Origin of the sequence: Pseudomonas sp. BJP69, assembly GCF_007633355.1 — a bacterium.
GTDB classification, from domain to species: domain Bacteria; phylum Pseudomonadota; class Gammaproteobacteria; order Pseudomonadales; family Pseudomonadaceae; genus Aquipseudomonas; species Aquipseudomonas juntendi.
The window spans coordinates 4461742-4480524 of record NZ_CP041933.1; the positions used below are offsets into that span (position 1 = coordinate 4461742).

18 protein-coding genes and 1 pseudogene are annotated in these 18783 nt (G+C 62.4%); 5 read left to right on the forward strand and 14 right to left on the reverse strand.

The features are described from left to right. Positions 1 to 8: 8 nt before the first annotated feature. Positions 9 to 3053, forward strand: coding sequence for a multidrug efflux RND transporter permease subunit (locus FPB55_RS20885; RefSeq protein WP_144189203.1), 3045 nt, complete (start codon positions 9 to 11; stop codon positions 3051 to 3053). An 82-nt stretch (positions 3054 to 3135) separates the two neighbouring features. On the opposite strand, the gene FPB55_RS20890 is transcribed toward FPB55_RS20885, so the two are convergent. The 5 genes from FPB55_RS20890 to colR all read right to left on the reverse strand — a co-directional run bounded on the left by FPB55_RS20890 (position 3136) and on the right by colR (position 6845). Beyond that, complete coding sequence (locus tag FPB55_RS20890) at positions 3136 to 3369, reverse strand: hypothetical protein (RefSeq protein ID WP_029887498.1); 234 nt, start codon at positions 3367 to 3369, stop codon at positions 3136 to 3138. Continuing rightward, positions 3369 to 4067 (reverse strand): lipopolysaccharide kinase InaA family protein, encoded by a 699-nt coding sequence (locus FPB55_RS20895; RefSeq protein WP_009684388.1) that lies wholly within the window; start codon positions 4065 to 4067, stop codon positions 3369 to 3371. Before FPB55_RS20895 ends, FPB55_RS20890 begins: the two co-directional genes overlap by 1 nt. A 6-nt stretch (positions 4068 to 4073) precedes the next feature. Beyond that, a complete protein-coding gene (locus tag FPB55_RS20900) occupies positions 4074 to 4754 on the reverse strand; it encodes a class I SAM-dependent methyltransferase (protein WP_009684389.1) in 681 nt (226 codons plus the stop codon). Positions 4755 to 4861: 107 nt separating this feature from the next. After that, positions 4862 to 6172, reverse strand: coding sequence for a HAMP domain-containing sensor histidine kinase (locus FPB55_RS20905; RefSeq protein WP_009684390.1), 1311 nt, complete (start codon positions 6170 to 6172; stop codon positions 4862 to 4864). After that, positions 6162 to 6845 (reverse strand): two-component system response regulator ColR, encoded by a 684-nt coding sequence (gene colR / locus FPB55_RS20910; protein WP_009684391.1) that lies wholly within the window; start codon positions 6843 to 6845, stop codon positions 6162 to 6164. Before colR ends, FPB55_RS20905 begins: the two co-directional genes overlap by 11 nt. Positions 6846 to 7027: 182 nt before the next feature. On the opposite strand from colR, the gene FPB55_RS20915 reads away from it, so the two are divergent. Continuing rightward, positions 7028 to 7756 carry a phosphatase PAP2 family protein gene (locus tag FPB55_RS20915; RefSeq protein ID WP_115294688.1) on the forward strand — a complete coding sequence of 243 codons (729 nt, stop codon included), beginning with the start codon at positions 7028 to 7030 and terminating at the stop codon, positions 7754 to 7756. Between the two features lie 102 nt (positions 7757 to 7858). Here FPB55_RS20915 and groL read toward each other — a convergent pair whose 3' ends face one another. The 5 genes from groL to FPB55_RS20940 form a co-directional block, all read right to left on the reverse strand. Then, positions 7859 to 9499 carry a chaperonin GroEL gene (gene groL, locus FPB55_RS20920; protein WP_009684393.1) on the reverse strand — a complete coding sequence of 547 codons (1641 nt, stop codon included), beginning with the start codon at positions 9497 to 9499 and terminating at the stop codon, positions 7859 to 7861. A 49-nt stretch (positions 9500 to 9548) separates the two neighbouring features. Next, positions 9549 to 9842: a co-chaperone GroES gene (locus FPB55_RS20925; protein ID WP_009684394.1), complete on the reverse strand. Its 294-nt coding sequence runs from the start codon at positions 9840 to 9842 to the stop codon at positions 9549 to 9551. 253 nt (positions 9843 to 10095) lie between these two features. Then, entirely contained in the window at positions 10096 to 10557 is a 462-nt protein-coding gene (locus tag FPB55_RS20930) for an FxsA family protein (protein ID WP_009684395.1), read from the reverse strand. Positions 10558 to 10624: 67 nt separating this feature from the next. Continuing rightward, positions 10625 to 11356, reverse strand: coding sequence for a HugZ family protein (locus tag FPB55_RS20935; protein WP_144189205.1), 732 nt, complete (start codon positions 11354 to 11356; stop codon positions 10625 to 10627). Between the two features lie 90 nt (positions 11357 to 11446). Then, positions 11447 to 12457 (reverse strand): DUF481 domain-containing protein, encoded by a 1011-nt coding sequence (locus tag FPB55_RS20940; RefSeq protein ID WP_029887495.1) that lies wholly within the window; start codon positions 12455 to 12457, stop codon positions 11447 to 11449. 151 nt (positions 12458 to 12608) lie between these two features. Here FPB55_RS20940 and FPB55_RS20945 point away from each other — a divergent pair, with 151 nt between their 5' ends. Both FPB55_RS20945 and FPB55_RS20950 read left to right on the forward strand, forming a co-directional pair. After that, on the forward strand, positions 12609 to 12962 hold the full coding sequence (locus FPB55_RS20945) for an MGMT family protein (protein ID WP_029887494.1): 354 nt from the start codon (positions 12609 to 12611) through the stop codon (positions 12960 to 12962). A 43-nt stretch (positions 12963 to 13005) separates the two neighbouring features. Then, positions 13006 to 14544: an AmpG family muropeptide MFS transporter gene (locus FPB55_RS20950; protein WP_029887493.1), complete on the forward strand. Its 1539-nt coding sequence runs from the start codon at positions 13006 to 13008 to the stop codon at positions 14542 to 14544. A gap of 250 nt (positions 14545 to 14794) precedes the next feature. Here FPB55_RS20950 and FPB55_RS26780 read toward each other — a convergent pair. The 4 genes and pseudogenes from FPB55_RS26780 to FPB55_RS20970 all read right to left on the reverse strand — a co-directional run. Beyond that, a pseudogene (locus FPB55_RS26780) lies at positions 14795 to 14908 on the reverse strand (IS110 family transposase); the annotation flags it as partial. Between the two features lie 34 nt (positions 14909 to 14942). Further along, positions 14943 to 16187 carry an MFS transporter gene (locus tag FPB55_RS20960; protein ID WP_125854475.1) on the reverse strand — a complete coding sequence of 415 codons (1245 nt, stop codon included), beginning with the start codon at positions 16185 to 16187 and terminating at the stop codon, positions 14943 to 14945. A 127-nt stretch (positions 16188 to 16314) separates the two neighbouring features. Next, entirely contained in the window at positions 16315 to 17157 is an 843-nt protein-coding gene (locus FPB55_RS20965) for a mechanosensitive ion channel family protein (protein ID WP_144189207.1), read from the reverse strand. A gap of 112 nt (positions 17158 to 17269) precedes the next feature. Then, complete coding sequence (locus FPB55_RS20970) at positions 17270 to 17755, reverse strand: YajQ family cyclic di-GMP-binding protein (protein WP_009682794.1); 486 nt, start codon at positions 17753 to 17755, stop codon at positions 17270 to 17272. Between the two features lie 100 nt (positions 17756 to 17855). Here FPB55_RS20970 and FPB55_RS20975 point away from each other — a divergent pair, with 100 nt between their 5' ends. Continuing rightward, positions 17856 to 18773 (forward strand): putative 2-dehydropantoate 2-reductase, encoded by a 918-nt coding sequence (locus FPB55_RS20975; protein WP_009682795.1) that lies wholly within the window; start codon positions 17856 to 17858, stop codon positions 18771 to 18773. The last annotated feature ends 10 nt before the right edge of the window (positions 18774 to 18783 follow it).

The following is an 18783-nucleotide window of genomic DNA, read 5'->3' on the forward strand; positions in this document are numbered from 1 at the left end:
AGGCTGGCATGGCGTTCACCGACCCGTTCATCCGTCGCCCGGTGCTGGCCAGCGTGGTCAGCCTGCTGATCCTGTTGCTGGGTATCCAGGCCTGGCACACGCTGCAGATCCGCCAGTACCCGCGCATGGAAAACGCCCTGATCACCGTCACCACGGCCTACCCCGGGGCCAACGCCGAAACCATCCAGGGCTACATCACCCAGCCGCTGCAGCAAAGCCTGGCCAGCGCCGAAGGTATCGACTACATGACCTCGGTGAGCCGGCAGAATTTTTCCGTCATATCCATCTACGCGCGCATCGGTGCCGACAGCGACAGGCTGTTCACCGAACTGCTGGCCAAGGCCAACGAAGTGCGCAACAAACTGCCGCAGAACGCCGAAGACCCGGTACTCAGCAAGGAAGCCGCCGATGCTTCGGCGCTGATGTACATCAGCTTCTACAGCGAACAGATGAGCAACCCGCAAATCACCGACTACCTGTCACGGGTGATCCAGCCCAAGCTGGCCACGCTACCCGGCCTGGCCGAGGCAGAAATCCTCGGTAACCAGGTATTTGCCATGCGTCTGTGGCTGGACCCGGTGAAACTGGCCGGTTTCGGCCTGGCGGCCAGCGACGTGACCGACGCCGTGCGCCGCTACAACTTCCTGTCCGCTGCCGGCGAAGTCAAAGGCGAATACGTGGTCACCAGCATCAACGCCAGCACCGAGCTGAAGTCAGCCGAGGCGTTCGCCGCCCTGCCGGTCAAGACCAGTGGCGACAGCCGCGTACTGCTCGGTGACGTGGCGCGGGTGGAGATGGGGGCGGAGAACTACGACACCGTCAGCTCATTCGACGGCACGCCCTCGGTGTACATCGGCATCAAGGCCACGCCCGCCGCCAACCCGCTGGAGGTGATCAAGGAAGTACGGCGGGTCATGCCCGACCTGGAAAGCCAGTTGCCCTCGGCGCTGAAGGTGTCGATCGCCTACGACGCCACGCTGTTCATCCAGGCCTCCATCGACGAAGTGATCAAGACCCTCGGCGAAGCGGTGCTGATCGTCATCCTAGTGGTGTTCCTGTTCCTTGGCGCCCTGCGCTCGGTGCTGATCCCTGTGGTGACCATTCCGCTGTCGATGATTGGCGTGTTGTTCTTCATGCAGATGATGGGCTACTCGCTGAACTTGCTGACCCTGCTGGCCATGGTCCTGGCCATCGGGCTGGTGGTGGACGATGCGATCGTGGTGGTGGAAAACATTCACCGGCATATCGAAGAAGGCCAGTCGCCGTTCGATGCAGCCCTGGAAGGCGCGCGCGAGATCGCCATGCCGGTGGTGTCGATGACCATCACCCTGGCAGCGGTCTATGCGCCCATCGGCTTTCTCAGCGGGCTCACCGGGGCACTGTTCAAGGAGTTCGCCCTGACCCTGGCTGGCGCAGTCGTTATTTCCGGTATCGTCGCCCTGACCCTGTCACCGATGATGTGCGCCCTGCTGCTGCGCCGCGAGCAGAATTCCAGCGGCCTGGCCCACTGGCTCGATCGGCAGTTCGCGCGCCTGAAGGTACGCTACCAGCGCCTGCTGCACGGTACGCTCGACAGCCGGCCGGTGGTACTGGTGTTTGCCGTGATCATCCTGTGCCTGATTCCGCTACTGCTGAAGTTCACCCAGAACGAACTGGCCCCCAACGAGGACCAGGGGGTGATCTTCATGATCAGCAGTTCCCCGCAGCCAGCCAACCTTGACTACCTCAACGCCTACACCAACCAGTTCACCCCACTGTTCAAGACCTTCCCCGAATACTATTCGTCGTTCCAGATCAACGGTTTCAATGGCGTGCAAAGCGGCATCGGTGGCTTCCTGCTCAAGCCCTGGAACGAGCGCGAGCGTACGCAAATGGAGCTGCTGCCACTGGTACAGGCCAAGCTGGAAGAGGTCGCCGGCCTGCAGATCTTCGGCTTCAACCTGCCGTCGCTGCCCGGCACCGGCGAAGGCCTGCCGTTCCAGTTCGTGATCAACACCGCAGGTGACTATCCGGCACTGCTGGAGGTGGCCCAGCGCATCAAGGCTCGGGCCCAGGCATCGGGCAAGTTCGCCTTCCTCGACATCGACCTGGCCTTTGACAAACCCGAGGTGGTGGTCGATATCGACCGGGCCAAGGCGGCGCAAATGGGGGTATCGATGGACGTCCTCGGCAGCACCCTGGCCACCTTGCTGGGTGAAGCCGAAATCAACCGTTTCACCCTCGACGGGCGCAGCTACAAGGTCATTGCCCAGGCCGAGCGCGCATACCGCGACAACCCCGGTTGGCTGAACAACTACTACGTGAAGAACGACCAGGGCAAGCTGCTGCCGCTGGCGACCCTGGTCACCCTCACCGACCGCGCTCGCCCGCGGCAGCTCAACCAGTTCCAGCAGTTGAACTCGGCCATCATTCAAGGCGTACCGATGGTCAGCCTGGGCGAAGCGCTGAAGACCGTGCAGGACATCGCCCGCGAAGAGGCCCCGGAAGGTTTCGCCTTCGACTATGCCGGCGTGGCCCGCCAGTACGTGCAGGAAGGCAGCGCACTGTGGGTGACCTTTGGCCTGGCACTGGCGATCATCTTCCTGGTCCTGGCGGCCCAGTTTGAAAGTTTCCGGGATCCGCTGGTGATTCTGGTTACGGTACCGTTGTCGATCTGCGGGGCGCTGTTGCCACTGTTCCTGGGCCTGTCGAGCATGAACATCTACACCCAGGTCGGGCTGGTGACATTGATCGGGCTGATCAGCAAACACGGCATCCTGATCGTCGAGTTCGCCAACCAGTTACGTGATGAGCTTGGCCTGGGCGCGCGCGAGGCAATCGAAGAAGCGGCGGCGATTCGCCTGCGGCCGGTGCTGATGACCACGGCGGCAATGGTATTCGGCATGGTGCCGCTGATCCTCGCGACCGGGGCCGGGGCGGTAAGCCGCTTCGACATCGGTGCCGTGATCGCGACCGGCATGTCGATCGGCACGCTGTTCACCCTGTTCGTGCTGCCTTGTATCTACACCCTGCTGGCGCACAAGACGGTGGCCAAGGAACCTGCTGCCGCCTGAAACCCGCCCACCGAGGGCCACCTGCAGAAACGCCAGAGGCCTCGCGCTTGCGAGGCCTCTGGCATGTACAGCTACACCGGTTTCAACCAAATGGCCGCAACCCTTGGCGCAGGCCGAACAGCAACAGCAACAGATCCTGATCCGGCTCTACCCTGGCCTTCTGCTGCGGTTTCACGTCCCGCGGCAGTGCGCACTGGGCGGCCATCTCAGCCTTGCTGAATACCGTCGGCCTCGGCTCTTCCCAGGCAGCCACCGCTACAGTGGTCACCGCCAGGCCCGCTACCAGGAACAAAGCTCGAGCTATTTCTAGTTTCATTACCCTAACCCTTTGACAGCGCTGCCAAACGCCACCTTGTAAAAGTAGAGTAGCGTCTGCCATTCCGCCTCGTTGAGCGACGAATGGCGGCGCAATTGGCGCAGGTCGTTACCCGCCGCGCGCTGGCAACTGAAACGTCGCCGACACTTCTCGAGGTCGAGCAGCGCCACTTCGACACGGGCTTGCTCGCCCTCGCCCAGCACCTTGACGAACACATGCTTGCCGTACAGGCAGCCGTGCTGCCAATGGCCCAGGTGCATGCGCGCCAGGTTTTCGGCAAGGTCCTTGAGCATGCGCTCGTGGACCACCTGTGGGTAACGGTCTCGGGCACCTTGGGCATGCCAGGTGTCCAGCTCCACAAATCCGTCCAGTGCTTCGCTGACCAGCAGCGCCCGCCACTGGTGGTCGGCATCGCGCTGGGCACCACAGAACACCAGGCGCGGTACACGCACACCCAGTTGCTCGAAGCTGTTTAGCGCATCGAGTTCACGCAGCACGGTTGGCCGGCCGAAGGGGTGCAACAGGCTGCGATAAATATGCCCGACCTGACGCTTTGCATACAGCAGTTTGCCGTTGGCATCGTTGAGCCGTTGCACACCACTTTCGCCACCCCGGCGCTGGTTAGGCTCCTCTACCCACTCGCCTTGCTGGCGCCAGTAAAAATCGAAGCGCGACTCCCCATTCTGGGCTACAGCCATCAAACACTACCCCTTACGCAATACATAAACCCGCCACATGGCATAGAACGGCAGGAAGTCGAGGCGTTCCTGGATCCTGAAACCGGCGGCGCGGAATTCTTCTTCGACCGTGTCGGCCGGTAACACAAACCGGTTCTGGTAATGGTTCTGCTCGGCTTTGGTGCTGCGGCGCTGTTCCAGTTTTCTGCGCCGCCAAGCCTTGAAGTTGCCGTCCACCCACAGTGACAAGATCACACTATCACGGCTAACTCGTTGAAATTCAGAAAGAATTTTCTTTCTGTGGGCTGCCTCGCCAATATGGTGAAACAGGCGCATGCAAAAAATGCTGTCGACGGAGTTGTCTGGCAAGTCGATGTCGAATGCCGATGTCTGCAAAGGCCGTACCCGCGCGACCACTTCTGGCGGTTGTGCAGCACAGGCGGTGTCGATCATCGCCTGGGAATTATCGGCACCGATGATGACCCGGTTGTTCTTTTCTGCCAGCAGCGGCCAGAAACGACCAGCGCCGCAGGGCAAGTCCAGGACCAGGCCAGGCTCACCCGCCAGCGCCAGTGCGCGGCGGGCCAGCTGCTCATCTCGTTTGTGAGACAGCCGGCGGGCCAAGCCATCCTGGTGCTTGAGAAAATACTCTCGGGCATGGTCTTTGTCGTACTTCTCAGAAAATTCAAGCTTGATAGGGCTACGCATTGAGCATCTCCTGATTCCATTGCGCTCACATTAGGTAAATGCGCGTAGGAATCAGGTCATGCTGATGTGAAAAAAGTGTTGGCCACGGTAACACGTGTAACAACACATTACCCAGCCACGACGTCCGGCTCTTCTTTCACCCGCGTATTGCTCAAGTCGACATGGAAACGGCAGCCATGGGGTACAGAAGAGGTCAAGGTCACCCGCCAGCCCTGGTCGTCGCAGATGCGCTGCACCAGCGACAAGCCCAGCCCAAGGCCCTCGCCGCGCCGCTCGTCACCGCGCACGAACGGCTTGAACATGGCTTCGCGCTGTTCTTCCGGTATGCCCACGCCACTGTCTTCCACGCTGAAGCCATTGCTTTCCAGGCTCAGGCGGATGTAGCCGGCATCGGTGTAGTGCGCCGCATTGCGCAGCAGGTTGCCCATCACCGACTGCAGGAAGGTCGCGTTGTACAACACTGCGCTGGCACTGGCCTGGCCATCGAAATACAGGGTCAGGCCCTTCTGTTCGATGGTGTCGCGCCACACCCCGATCAGCTCGTTGGCCACTTCGCGCAGGGTCGCCCGGGAGGCCACTGCGCCTTCATCACGTTGCGCCCTGGCCAGCATCAGGAAGGTCTTGACCAGCTCGCGCATCTCTTCGGTTGCCCGCGCCACGCGCTCCACCTGGCTGCGCGCGCGGGTGTCGAGGTTGGGGTTTTCCTGCAGCAGCTCGCAGGACGTGGCCAGCACCATCAATGGGGTGCGCAACTCATGGCTGACGTCACTGGTGAACAGCCGTTCACGGGTCAGCGCATCGCGCAGGCGGCCCAGCGTGTCATCGAACGCCACCGCCAGCTGGCCGACTTCGTCCGCCGCGTAGTCCGGCGCCAACGGCGGCGCCAGGCCCAGCAGCTGGTCACGGTGGCGAACTTGCCGCGCCAGGCGGATCACCGGTGCCATCACCCGCCGCGCCACCAGCCAGCCCAGGATCACCGCCAGCACCAGGCTGAGCACGAAGCCCACCAGCACCACCGCGAACAGCACACGCTCGCGCTCCTCGAAGTCGCTTTGGTCCTGCAGCAATACATAGCGGCGGCCATCGACGATCTCGACCATCGCGTGGTAGGAAAGCTGGTCGCGGAATACTTCGTGGAAGCCACGGTCCAGATGGCGCAGGTCTTTGGGCAGCTCAAAGTCGTCCCGCCCGCCGCTGAAGTAGAACAACTGGTCGGGGCGCGGGCGGTGGCTCCAGTCGCTGACGCTGTCCATGCGCAGCAGGCGCTGCAAGTCACCGCCCAGTACCGATGAAATCAGCCGCTCTTCGACCAGGTGCACGGTGCCGACGATACCGAAGGCGAAGGCCCCGGCCACCAGCGCGCTCATCAGGGCAAAGGCGATGATGATGCGCTGGGCAAGGCTTTGCTTAAACTCCATCACGACCCTCGGCGAGGCGATAGCCGACGCCATGGACGGTATGCAGCAGTGGTTTTTCGAACGGTTTGTCGATCACCTGGCGCAGTTGGTGCACATGGCTGCGCAGGCTGTCACTGTCGGGGCAGTCGTCCCCCCACAGGGCTTCTTCCAGCACTTCGCGGCGCAGTACATGAGGGCTCTTCTGCATCAACACGGCCAACAGCTTGAGGCCGACCGGGTTGAGCTTGAGCATGCGGCCCTGGCGGGTGACCTCCAGGGTGTCGAGGTCATAGCTCAGATCAGCCACCTGCAGGCTGCGCCGCCCGCCGCCCTGGGCCCGGCGCAGCACGGCTTCGATGCGTGCCGCCAGCTCGGACAGGGCGAAAGGCTTGAGCAGGTAGTCGTCGGCCCCGGAACGGAAGCCTTGCAGGCGGTCGTCCAACTGGTCGCGAGCGGTAAGCATGATCACCGGCGTGTCGCGGCGGGCGTCTTCGCGCAGGCGCTTGCACAGCGTGTAGCCATCGATACCGGGCAACATGATGTCGAGCACGATCAGGTCATAGTGCTCGGTGGCAGCCAGGTGCAGCCCGGACAGGCCATCCTGGGCGCAGTCGACGGTATAGCCCTTCATGCCCAGGTAATCGGCCAGGTTGGCCAGGATATCGCGGTTGTCTTCAACCAAAAGAATGCGCATCGGTTTCTCCTGTGCGGCGCTTCTCGCTGTGGTGCGCGGCAGGCGCAGCTTACGGCCTATGCCTGCAGGGTGCCAGCCCCCGGAAAAATTCACCGCACTTGACGGTTTTTTCACTGATCCTTCACGGACACAGGATAGCGGGCCGACGACAATGGCCGATCTTTTTCCGCCCTGGAGCCGCCATGCAGCAAGCAACCCGCCCTCGCCCGATCAATTACTGGCTGTACCTGGGTACTCCGTTAGGGACCGCGTTGGCCCTGATTCTGCTGGAGCTGACGTCGATCGACATGGACCTCGCCAAGCTGTTCTTCGACCCTGTAGCCGGGCAGTTCATTGGCCGTCACAGTTATTGGCTGGAAAACATCCTGCATGACCGGGTCAAACAGGGGGTGATCCTGCTGGGGCTGATAGCGCTGCTGACCTTCGCCGCCAGCTTTTTCGTAAAGCGCCTATTTGGCTGGCGCCGCGAGCTGGGCTGCCTGGTGTTGGCGCTGGGTTTGTCCACCGCGTTTGTCACGCCCCTGAAGAAGGTGACGCAGGTGCAGTGCCCCTGGAGCCTCACCCAGTTTGGCGGTACCGAAACCTACAGCAAGCTGCTGCAACCACGGCCGGCCACCGACAAGCCCGGGCTGTGCTGGCCGGGCGGGCATGCCGCAACCGGGTTCTGCCTGTTCGGCCTGTTCTTCATGTTGCGTGACCGCAAGCCGCGCCTGGCGCGGGCGGCATTCGTGGTGGCCTTGCTGGCAGGTTCGCTGCTTGGCGTTGGGCGCATGCTGCAAGGGGCGCACTTCCTGTCGCACAACGTGTGGACGGCGGTGTTCTGCTGGTTGATCGGGTTGGGGTCGTATTATCTGGTGCTGTATCGCCGGGGCATGGTAGAAGTGCCCGCGGTCAAAAACAGCGTTGCCTGAAGCCGGGGCCGCTTAGCGGCCCAATGGCGCCCACAGGAGAATAAAAAAAGCCCCGGTTCTCGCGAACCGGGGCTTTCTCATGGTGCAGGGGGTAAGGCTGGCTTACATCATGCCGCCCATGCCACCCATGCCGCCCATGTCAGGCATGCCAGCAGCTGGCTTGTCTTCTGGCAGGTCGGCAACCATGGCTTCGGTGGTGATCATCAGACCGCCGATCGAAGCAGCAGCTTGCAGCGCCGAACGGGTGACCTTGGCTGGGTCCAGGATACCCATCTCGATCATGTCGCCGTACTCGCCGGAGGCAGCGTTGTAACCGAAGTTACCCGAACCTTGCTTGACCTTGTCAGCGACAACGCTTGGCTCGTCGCCGGCGTTGGCAGTGATCTGGCGCAGCGGCGCTTCGACAGCGCGGCGCAGCAGGGCGATACCGACGTTCTGGTCTTCGTTGTCGCCTTTGAGGTCGATAATGGCTGCCAGGGCGCGAACCAGGGCAACACCACCGCCAGGCACCACGCCTTCTTCAACGGCTGCACGGGTAGCGTGCAGGGCGTCTTCAACGCGGGCTTTCTTCTCTTTCATTTCAACTTCGGTACCAGCACCGACCTTGATCACGGCAACACCGCCGGCCAGCTTGGCCAGACGCTCTTGCAGCTTCTCACGGTCGTAGTCCGAAGAGGTTTCTTCGATCTGGGCACGGATCTGCTTGACGCGTGCTTCGATCTCGGTGTCAGCGCCAGCACCATCGATGATGGTGGTGTTTTCCTTGGACAGGATCACGCGCTTGGCGTTACCCAGGTGCTCCAGGGTAGCGGTTTCCAGCGACAGGCCGATTTCTTCGGAGATGACCTGGCCACCGGTCAGAACGGCGATGTCCTGCAGCATGGCCTTGCGGCGGTCGCCGAAGCCAGGTGCCTTGACCGCAGCAACCTTGACGATGCCGCGCATGTTGTTGACTACCAGGGTAGCCAGCGCTTCGCCTTCAACGTCTTCGGCAACGATCAGCAGTGGGCGGCCGGCCTTGGCAACGGCTTCCAGCACTGGCAGCAGCTCGCGGATGTTGGAGATTTTCTTGTCGACCAGCAGCAGCAGCGGGCTTTCCAGCTCGGCAACCATGGTGTCTGGCTTGTTGACGAAGTAAGGCGACAGGTAGCCGCGGTCGAACTGCATGCCTTCTACGACGGACAGTTCGTTTTCCAGGCCCGAGCCTTCTTCAACGGTGATCACGCCTTCTTTACCGACTTTTTCCATGGCTTCGGCGATGATTTCACCGATGGAGCTGTCGGAGTTGGCGGAGATGGTACCGACCTGAGCGATGGCTTTGGAATCGGCGCATGGCTTGGACAGGTTCTTCAGCTCGGCGACAACGGCAGCAGTGGCCTTGTCGATACCGCGCTTCAGGTCCATCGGGTTCATGCCGGCAGCGACGGCTTTCAGGCCTTCGTTGACGATGGCCTGGGCCAGTACGGTAGCGGTGGTGGTGCCGTCACCGGCGGCGTCGTTGGCCTTGGAAGCGACTTCCTTGACCAGCTGGGCGCCCATGTTCTCGAAGGCGTCTTTCAGCTCGATTTCTTTGGCGACGGAAACGCCGTCCTTGGTGATGGTTGGCGCGCCGAAGCTCTTGGCCAGAACCACGTTACGACCTTTCGGGCCGAGGGTAGCTTTTACCGCGTCAGCCAGAACGTTGACACCAACCAGCATTTTTTTACGAGCGGAGTCGCCGAATTTTACGTCTTTAGCAGCCATGATCGTTTAATCCTTGGAAATTCTTTGGAGTAACGGGAAGTCGGGGAAATCAGCCTTCGATAACGGCGAGGATTTCATTCTCGGCCATGACCAGCAGGTCTTCGCCATCGACTTTCACGGTGTTGCTGCCCGAGTAAGGGCCGAAAACCACTTTGTCACCGACCTTGACGGCCAGTGCACGGACTTCGCCGTTTTCCAGAACGCGACCGGTGCCAACAGCAACGACTTCGCCGCGGTTAGGTTTTTCAGCGGCCGAACCCGGCAGGACGATACCGCCAGCGGTTTTCGATTCTTCTTCGCTGCGACGGATGACTACGCGGTCATGCAGAGGACGAAGCTTCATTGTCGATCTCTCCCAAATTGTGGTTTTCATCGGCCGGTATCGAAACCGGCGGGTTGAGGCTGTCCGGCGTTGCCGGAAGGTAGCCCGCCAAGGGCAAGCCACCTGAGTAATGTCTGGCGTTAATGCCAGAAACCTTGCGGTGACCACATACATGAGGCCGCCATATCCAATTACAAGGCTTGCCCTACAAAATTTTTCAGCTCGCGGAAAAAACGCGGGGCCGCATGTGCGGCCCCGTAGTGGAAAGCGGTGGTTACTTGTCGCGGCGCTCGTACTCGCCCTCGATCACGTTCGGCCGGTGGCCGCCATCGCGCGGCTGGGCCTGGAACGGGTCGTCCTGGAACGCGCGCTGGCGCATGGCCTGGGCCTCGGCGCGTTCGCGCAGCTTGCGCGCGGCCAGATGGCGGGTGAACGGCAGCAGGCACAGCAGGCCCAGCACGTCGCTGATAAAGCCCGGCAGCAGCAGCAAACCACCGCCCACCGCCAGCATCATGCCCTGGAACATGTCCTCGGCGGGCAGCTCACCGCGCTGCAGGCTTTCCCGGGCGCGCAGGGCGGTGGCCAGGCCAGCCACACGCATGACCAGCACCCCCAAGGCGGAACCGGCAATGATCAGCAACAGCGCCGGGAAGAAACCGATGGCCGCGCTGACCTTGACGAATACGAACAGCTCCAGCACTGGAAACAGCAGAAGCAACAGTAGAAAAGCACGCATCAAAGCATTCCTCGTCGGAAGAGAACCTTCCTTTAAGACCATCAAGTGGATGTAAGTGCACGCTTTTTCAACCCTCGCCCCCTGCCAGCATGGGCCACTGGTCGGCCCGCGCCAGCAAAACCAGGGCTTCGCGGACTTGTGTCGGCGTATTGCAAATATGCGGGAAGGGTAACCAGTACACCCCCTGGCCGATGCGCAGGTGCATGCCTTCGCTGTCCACCCCGGCCAGTTGCGCTGTGGCATGGTTCGGCAGGCCGGTCAGTTGCACATAGTGGGCTATGGCATTGGCGTGGTCGCTGTTCATGTGTTCGACCATGCTGGCCTCGGCCGTGCCGGCGAACGGGTTGGCCAGGGTGACCTGGTCGAGCCAGTGGATCGCGCCGAAGCCGCCGATGTAGCGGTGGCGTACCGGCTGCAGCACCCAGAAGTCGAAGTCGTGAGCCTTATGGTAGCCGGCAGCGTCCGGGAAGTAGCGGTAGTAACGCTCGGCGGCAACCTCGATGGCGTCTGCCTCGACCAGCTTGTGCGCTTCGGCCATTACCGTAAGGCGCCCCACCGCCTGCACATCCTCAGCTTCGCGCTCGCCTACCAGCAGCGAGCACTTGGGATCTTTTTGCAGGTTGTGGGTGTGCTGGGCAATGCGGCTGATGAGGATCAGCGGGTTGCCGTGAGCGTCCAGGCAGTACGGCACCACCGAGCCGAACGGGTAGCCGGGCATCGACTTGGAATGCGTCGAGAGCACGCCGCGGTATTCCTTGAGCAGCAGTTCCCGGGCTGGGCGAATGGCGTTGGTACTCACTGGGTGCGGCTCCTGGTGGCAAACGGGATGGGTGACAAGATAAGCATTATCACACCGGGTGCCAATGGGGCCGCGGTGCGGCCCGGCGGTTTACCAGGTCACGCCAAAGCCCGCGGTATAGCGCGTCTTCTCCAGATCACTTTCACTCGTGCCGCTGATGATGTCACGCTCCGCCTTGAGGTTGAGCGAAGCCCATTCGGTAACCTTGTAGCGCAGCCCCACCTCGGCATCCAGCGAATAATCGGCCACCCCACCCAGCGGTTTGGCGAGCTCGCCGTTGGTGAACAGCTGCACGTTCTTGCCGATCAGGTAACGGGTGTAGTCCCACTTCACGGCAGCGGAATAGAAGTTGTCCTTGCTGCCGTCCTGGTACTCGAAGTCGGTGCGGTTGATCAGCGACCCCAGCGAGAATGCGCCAAGTTCATTGTCCCAGAACTGGTAACCCGGGCCGGTACCGACGGTGCGCTGGCGGGCAAGGTCTTCGATGCGGTCACGCTTGTATTCCGCCCGCCCCTGCCAGAACCACTTCTCGGTAATGAAGCGGTCCAGCGCGTATTCGGCACTCCAGTTGTCGGTGGTGGTGACGTCGTCCTTGGTTTCGCGGTTGTACTCGCCTTCGGCGTTGTGCCGCCAGCGGCCGTGGCGGGCCGTGGTCTTGAAGCTGACATCGTAGTCGTCGGTATCGTTTTCGGCGCGCTTGTAGTCCAGCGCCACATCCACGTTGCCTTTCCACACGAAGTCTTCGACCAAGGGCTTGGGCTTCATGATCTGCTCGATGCTGGCCAGCTCCACGGTCTTGGGTGCCTCGCCGTTGGCCAAGGTCACCTTGCCCGGTTCAGCGGCCTTCAGCGACTTGGCCTTCTCGCCCGTGTAGGCATCCTGCTTGACCAGCAGTTCTTGGTCGCTTTCCAGGGTCTGCACCTGTTTCCAGTCCAGGGCAATGGAGCCGCCGTAGGGCGTTTCCAGCAGCAGCTTGCCGCCATCGAAAACTTTGATCTTGCCACTGAGCCGGTCACCGTTCTTCATCCACACGGTATCGGCCAACGCCGGTGAGGCGCACAGGGAAGCAGCGAGCAGGCACAACAAGGATCTAGAATGCATAGATGTAATACGGTTCGATTCGAAGAAAAAAGCCGGGCATTATCCAGCTACCGCCGACCAGAGCAAGCACAGACCGGCAGCCTGGCATTGAGTTCAATACGCATTTACCTGACCATTTGTCCGGTTTCATCCACAGCCCAAGGGGGGCGCCATGTCTGGGGGACCTGAGCACATGCCGGAATCGGCCGAAGGTCGACGAACGGCACTGTATTCGGTGCTTGGCCAAGTACCGGCGGGCAAAGTCGTGAGCTATGGCCAGCTCGCAGCGCTGGCCGGGCTTGGCCGCGCAGCCCGCTGGGTAGGGCGCACCCTCGGGCAACTGCCTGCGCAAACCCGCCTGCCATGGCACCGGGTGCTGGGCGCAGGGGGCCGCCTGAGCCTGGCGCTGGGCACACCGGCCGGGGATGAACAACGGGCGCGGCTGCGTGCAGAAGGCGTGAATGTGACCAACAATCGTGTGGATATGACGCGCCATGGCTGGCGCCCGACAGATCACAGCGGTTAGAGTGCGCGCTTTGTTTTCGAAAACTTGAGGCAGATGTTGGCCCATGCCCCGTAAAACCTGGCGCGCTGCGCTCGCTGCCTATGCCAGCCCGTCAACCCTGGTACTTTTGCTGCTCGGTTTCGCCGCCGGCCTGCCCTACATGTTGGTGTTCTCGACCCTGTCGGTGTGGCTGCGCGAGGCTGGGGTGGCCCGCGAAACCATTGGTTACGCCAGCCTGATCGGCCTGGCCTACGCCTTCAAGTGGGTGTGGTCACCGTTGCTCGACCAATGGCGCCTGCCGCTGCTCGGCGGCCTGGGGCGCCGGCGCTCGTGGCTGCTGCTGTCGCAGGCACTGGTGGTGATCGGCCTGGTCGGCATGAGCCTGTGCGACCCGCAACAACATCTGTCCTGGTTGATCGCCATGGCCGTGCTGGTGGCCTTTGCCTCGGCCACCCAGGACATCGCGGTGGATGCCTACCGCCTGGAAATCGCCGACGACCAGCGCCAGGCCGCCCTGGCCGCCAGCTACATGGCCGGCTACCGGGTCGCCGCCCTGCTCGCCACCGCCGGCGCGCTGTTCTTCGCCGAGTGGTTCGGGTCTACCGGCTTCAGTTACCTGCATAAAGCCTGGGCCGGCACCTACGTGATGTTCGGGGTGATGATGCTGCCTGCGCTGTTCACGACCCTGGTCATGCGCGAACCGCCGGTGCCGCTGCGCACCCAACTGTCGGCTGCGCGCTACGGCCTGGTGCACCAGATGGCCTCGGTGTTCGTGCTGATCATCCTGCTGGTGTCGGTGCCCGCCAGTTTCACCCAGATGTTCAATACCGGCTGGTCCACGGTCATCTCCGGGGATGCCACGCCGCTCGACCTGTTGCTCGAAGACCGCGCCTTCCTGCGCCTGATCCTCTATGTGCTGCTGACCTGGGCGTGCCTGTCGAGCCTGGGCCGCCGCGGCCTGGCCCCGGTGCTGACCCCGGTCAACGACTTCATTGCCCGCTACCGCTGGCAGGCTTTGCTATTGCTAGGCCTGATCGCCACCTACCGCATGTCGGACACGGTGATGGGCGTGATGGCCAACGTGTTCTATATCGACATGGGCTTCACCAAAGACCAGATCGCCAGTGTCAGCAAGATCTTCGGCCTGATCATGACCTTGGTCGGTGCCGGTATCGGCGGGCTGCTGATCGTGCGCTTCGGCATCATGCCCATCCTGTTCATTGGTGGGGCGGCATCGGCGGGCACCAACATCCTGTTCCTGATGCTGGCGGACATGGGGCCTAACCTGGAAATGCTGGTGGTCACCATTTCACTGGACAACTTCAGCTCCGGCATGGCCACGTCTGCGTTCGTGGCGTACCTGTCGAGCCTGACCAACCTGAAGTTCTCGGCCACCCAGTACGCGCTTCTCAGCTCGATCATGCTGTTGCTGCCGCGGTTGATCGGTGGGTACTCGGGGGTGATGGTGGAGAAGTTCGGCTATCACGACTTCTTCCTGATTACTGCCCTGCTGGGCGTGCCTACGCTGATCCTGATCGCCTTGCAGTGGCGCCAAGAGGCTGGCCGCGGTAAACCGCTGGCAGAGCCAGGCGCGGCGGCCTGATGGGCAACGCGGGTAAAAAGCCACATTGCGATTGTGTGTGGCTGTCACAGCGCCTGTGCGCCCGCCAGCCCCGCCTGTAGGAGCAACTGTCTTTCTCAAAATTTGAAAAGCCTGCGCGATTCATTGTGGGAGCGGGCTTGCCCGCGAAGCAGGCGACGCGGTGTCTGGCACCGGCTGCGCCGGTGTTCGCGGGCACGCCCGCTCCCACAGGAACCGAGTGACCTTCGAGTCCTGCATTTTGGCTGTTGATCTACACCCTCTTCGGCTGAGGCAACACCAGATCCAGCCAAGGCTCGCCAGGCCTGAGCATGGCATTGAGTCGCACCAGGAAGACCCGCATGCAGGCCACGGTAGCGACATTGGCAAGTTACAGATCGACAAGGCACAGGTACTGCAGATCAGTCAGCCACGGCCCCTTGCCCCGGCCGGCCGCCCACCACAAACCACAACGGCCACAGCGCCAGCGCGCCCGCCAGCCCCGCCGCCAGTGCGAAATGCAGCAAGCTGGCGCCGGCGCCGATCATGGCCAGCAACGCCCCACCCAGCCCCAACAGGGCGATGGTGATCATCCCCAGCATGGCCGAGACCAGGCCTTTGCTTTGCTCGCTGGAAAACAGCGTCATGCGGTACAGCACCGCGTTGGCCACACCCAGGCCCAGTGCATACAACGACATGCCTGCCACCAAGCTGGTCACGCTCGGCCAATACCATGTCGCCAGCACCATCACGCTCAACCCTGCCAGGTACGGCCACAGGGCACCACGGACCAAGGCCGGCAGCGGGTAGCGGTCGGCAATACGGTTGATGATCAGGTTGCCCAGGATCAACCCGCCAAACACCGGCAGCTGCCACAGCGCATATTCCAGGGTCGTCAGGCCCTCATCGTGAATGAGCAATACCGGTGACAGGCCAATCCAGCCAATCAGCGGCAACCCGACCAGGCCCAGGGCGGCGCTGCCCGCGACAAAGCGGCGGTTGCCGAGCAATTGGCCGTAGCCTGCCAACAATGGCAACAGGTGGATCGGCGTGAACGCCAGGCGCGAACCGTCGCGGCGCTCTACATCCAGGGTTTCGGGCATGAGCCGGTACAGCAGCCCCCAGCACACCACGGCCCCCACGGCGAAAGCCACGAACAGCCAACGCCAGTCCAGCCACTGCAACAGCAAGGCCCCGACCAGCGGGCCAAGCAGCGGCGACAGCAGCGCGATATTGGCCAGCAGCGCCATCATCCGCACGGCGTCCGCCTCGCTGAATGCCTCGTTCAGCGCCGGGTAGCTGACCGTGACCACAAAGCCCAGGCCTATCCCCTGCAACAGGCGCAGCAGGTTGAACAGGCCAATATCATGGGCCCAGAAGGTCGCCAGGCAGGCCAGGCCGAAGAACGCGCAGCCGGCCAGCAGCAACGGGCGCCGACCATAGCGGTCTGCCAGCGGGCCGATCAGCCACTGCAGCACAACGCCACCGAGCAAGTACAGGTTGAGGGCATGGGGGATGTATTCAGGGCTGGCGTTCAGGTCGCCGACCACGACCGGCATGGCCGGCATCACCGCGTCACTGGCCAGGTAGGTCAGCAGTTCGAACAGGGCCAGGGTCAGGCCAAACAGCAAGGCCCGCAGGGGGGTGATGTACAGCAGTGGTTTCATGATGGCATATGAGGGGGTGATAGGCAGGAGCAGGGTATATGCCAGAAATTGCAGGGGTTTGCTGTGAACAAGTGTAATCGGGGCAAAAAAAGCGGGGCCGCTGTGCAGCCCCGGCGCTGATGCGCTGTTACTGGGCAGCAGTTTCCTGCACGACCCGAATGACCCGCTGCGGGAACGGAATGTCGATCCCTTCGGCCTTCAGGCGGTCACGCGCCTGCTCGTTGAGCATGAACATCACATCCCAGTAATCGGCGGTCTTGGTCCACAAGCGCAGCGACACGGTGATCGAACTGTCACCCAGCGTCGCCACCACCGCTTGCGGAGCGGGGTCGGCCAGCACGCGAGGGTCCTGGGCCAGCTCCAGCAACACATTGCGGGCCGTCTGCAAATCGGCCTCGTAATCCACGCCCACATCGAACACCACCTTGCGCGTGGGCTGGCGGTTGGTGTTGGTGATGATGCCATTGGACAGGCTGCCGTTGGGCATGATCACCGTCTTGTTATCACCGGTGCGCAGCACGGTGTGGAAGATCTGGATGCTGTCGACAGTGCCGGCAACGCCTTGTGCCTCGATCCAGTCGCCGATGCGAAACGGGCGGAACATCAGGATCAGCACGCCGCCAGCGAAGTTGGCCAGGCTACCCTGCAGCGCCAGGCCGATGGCCAGGCCGGCGGCACCGATAGCCGCGACGAACGAGGTGGTCTCGATGCCGATCATCGACGCCACGCTGACCAGCAGCAGGACCTTCAGCACGATGTTGGCCAGGGTGCTGATGAAGCCCTGCAACGCCAGGTCGGCATTGCGCAGGCCGACCAGCTTGCCCAGGCGGGCGCTGACCTTGTTGATGATCCACCAGCCGACCGCCAGGGTCACCAGCGCCAGCAGCACACGGCTGCCGTATTGCATGATCAAGGGGATCCAGGTTTGCGACTGGCGAACCAGCTGATCGACTTCAGCGTTCAAATCCATATTCATCTCCTGATGCCGAACGGCAAGTACACGGTAGAACAGACCGTGCTAACACACGGCCCCGGCCCCCATGGACATCATTGAGCCATGGGGGTTCCTGGCCACACCCGCATCAGTCGCGGAAGTTGTTGAACTGCAGCGGCATCTCGAATTCCTTGGTCCGCAGCAAGGCAATGGCCTCCTGCAGGTCGTCGCGTTTCTTGCCGGTTACCCGTACCTGCTCACCCTGGATGGCGGCCTGTACCTTCAGCTTGCCGTCCTTGATGGTGGCGACGATCTTCTTGGCCAGGTCCTTGTCGATACCCTCGCGGAACTTGGCTTCCTGTTTCTTTTCCTTGCCGGACGCATACGGGTCCTTGGTTTCCAGGCATTTCACGTCGATCTTGCGCTTGACCAGCGCCAGGCGCAGGATTTCCAGCATGGCTTCGAGCTGGAACTCTTCCTCGGCGGTGAGCATCACGGTCTGCTCTTTGTCCTTGAACTCGAAGGAGCCCTTGCCTTTGAGGTCGTAACGGCGGTCCAGGTCCTTGATGGCGTTGTCCACCGCGTTCTGCACTTCGTGCTTGTCCAGTTCCGATACCACGTCGAACGAAGGCATGGTTGTTCTCCCAAAATAAAAGCGCGCTCAGGCTGAAGATGGAGCGCGCCGGGTTTGACGGTTAAAATGCGGGCTCATTATAACGGGTTGCGAAACGCATATGAGCAGCACCTGGCATATTCTCGGCGCCGGCAGCCTCGGCAGCCTGTGGGCTTGCCGCCTGGCACGCGCGGGCAAGGCAGTGCGCCTGGTGCTGCGCGATCGGCAACGGCTGCAGGCCTATGAGCAGGCTGGCGGCCTGACGTTGATCGAGCAAGAACAGCCCCGGCACTACGCCATACCCGCCGAAACCGCCCAGGCTGACGGGCCGATCCATCGCCTGCTGGTGGCCTGCAAGGCTTACGACGCGGCCCCGGCGATTGCCGGCCTGGTACCACGCCTGGCCGAGGGCGCAGACGTGCTACTGCTACAGAACGGCCTGGGCAGCCAGGACGCGGTGGCAGACCTGCTGCCACAGGCGCGCTGCGTTTTCGCCTCCAGCACCGAAGGCGCCTTCCGCGAAGGCGACTGGCAGGTGCGTTTTGCCGGGCATGGCTTCAACTGGCTGGGCGACCCGCGCAACCCGGCGCTGCCGGCCTGGTTCGATGACCTGCACGAAGCAGGCATCCCTGCCGAATGGACGGTGGATATTCTCACCCGCCTGTGGCGCAAGCTGGCCCTCAACTGCGCGATCAACCCGCTGACCGTGCTGCACGCTTGCCAGAACGGCGGCTTGCTGGGCCACCTGGCGGAAGTACATGGCCTGTGCACCGAACTGGCCGCACTGCTGCGCCGCTGTGGCCAGCCGCAAGCGGCCGAGGGCCTGGAAGAAGAAGTGCAACGGGTGATCGTGGCCACCGCAGCCAACTACTCTTCCATGTACCAGGACGTGCACGCAGGCCGACGCACCGAGGTGCATTACCTGCTCGGCCATGCCTGCCGGGTTGCCGCGCGGCACGGCCTGCAGCTGCCGCAACTGGAACACCTGCTGCAACGCCTGGTCGAACACCTGCGCTTACGTGGCTTGCCCTGCGACTGACGCAGCCCTA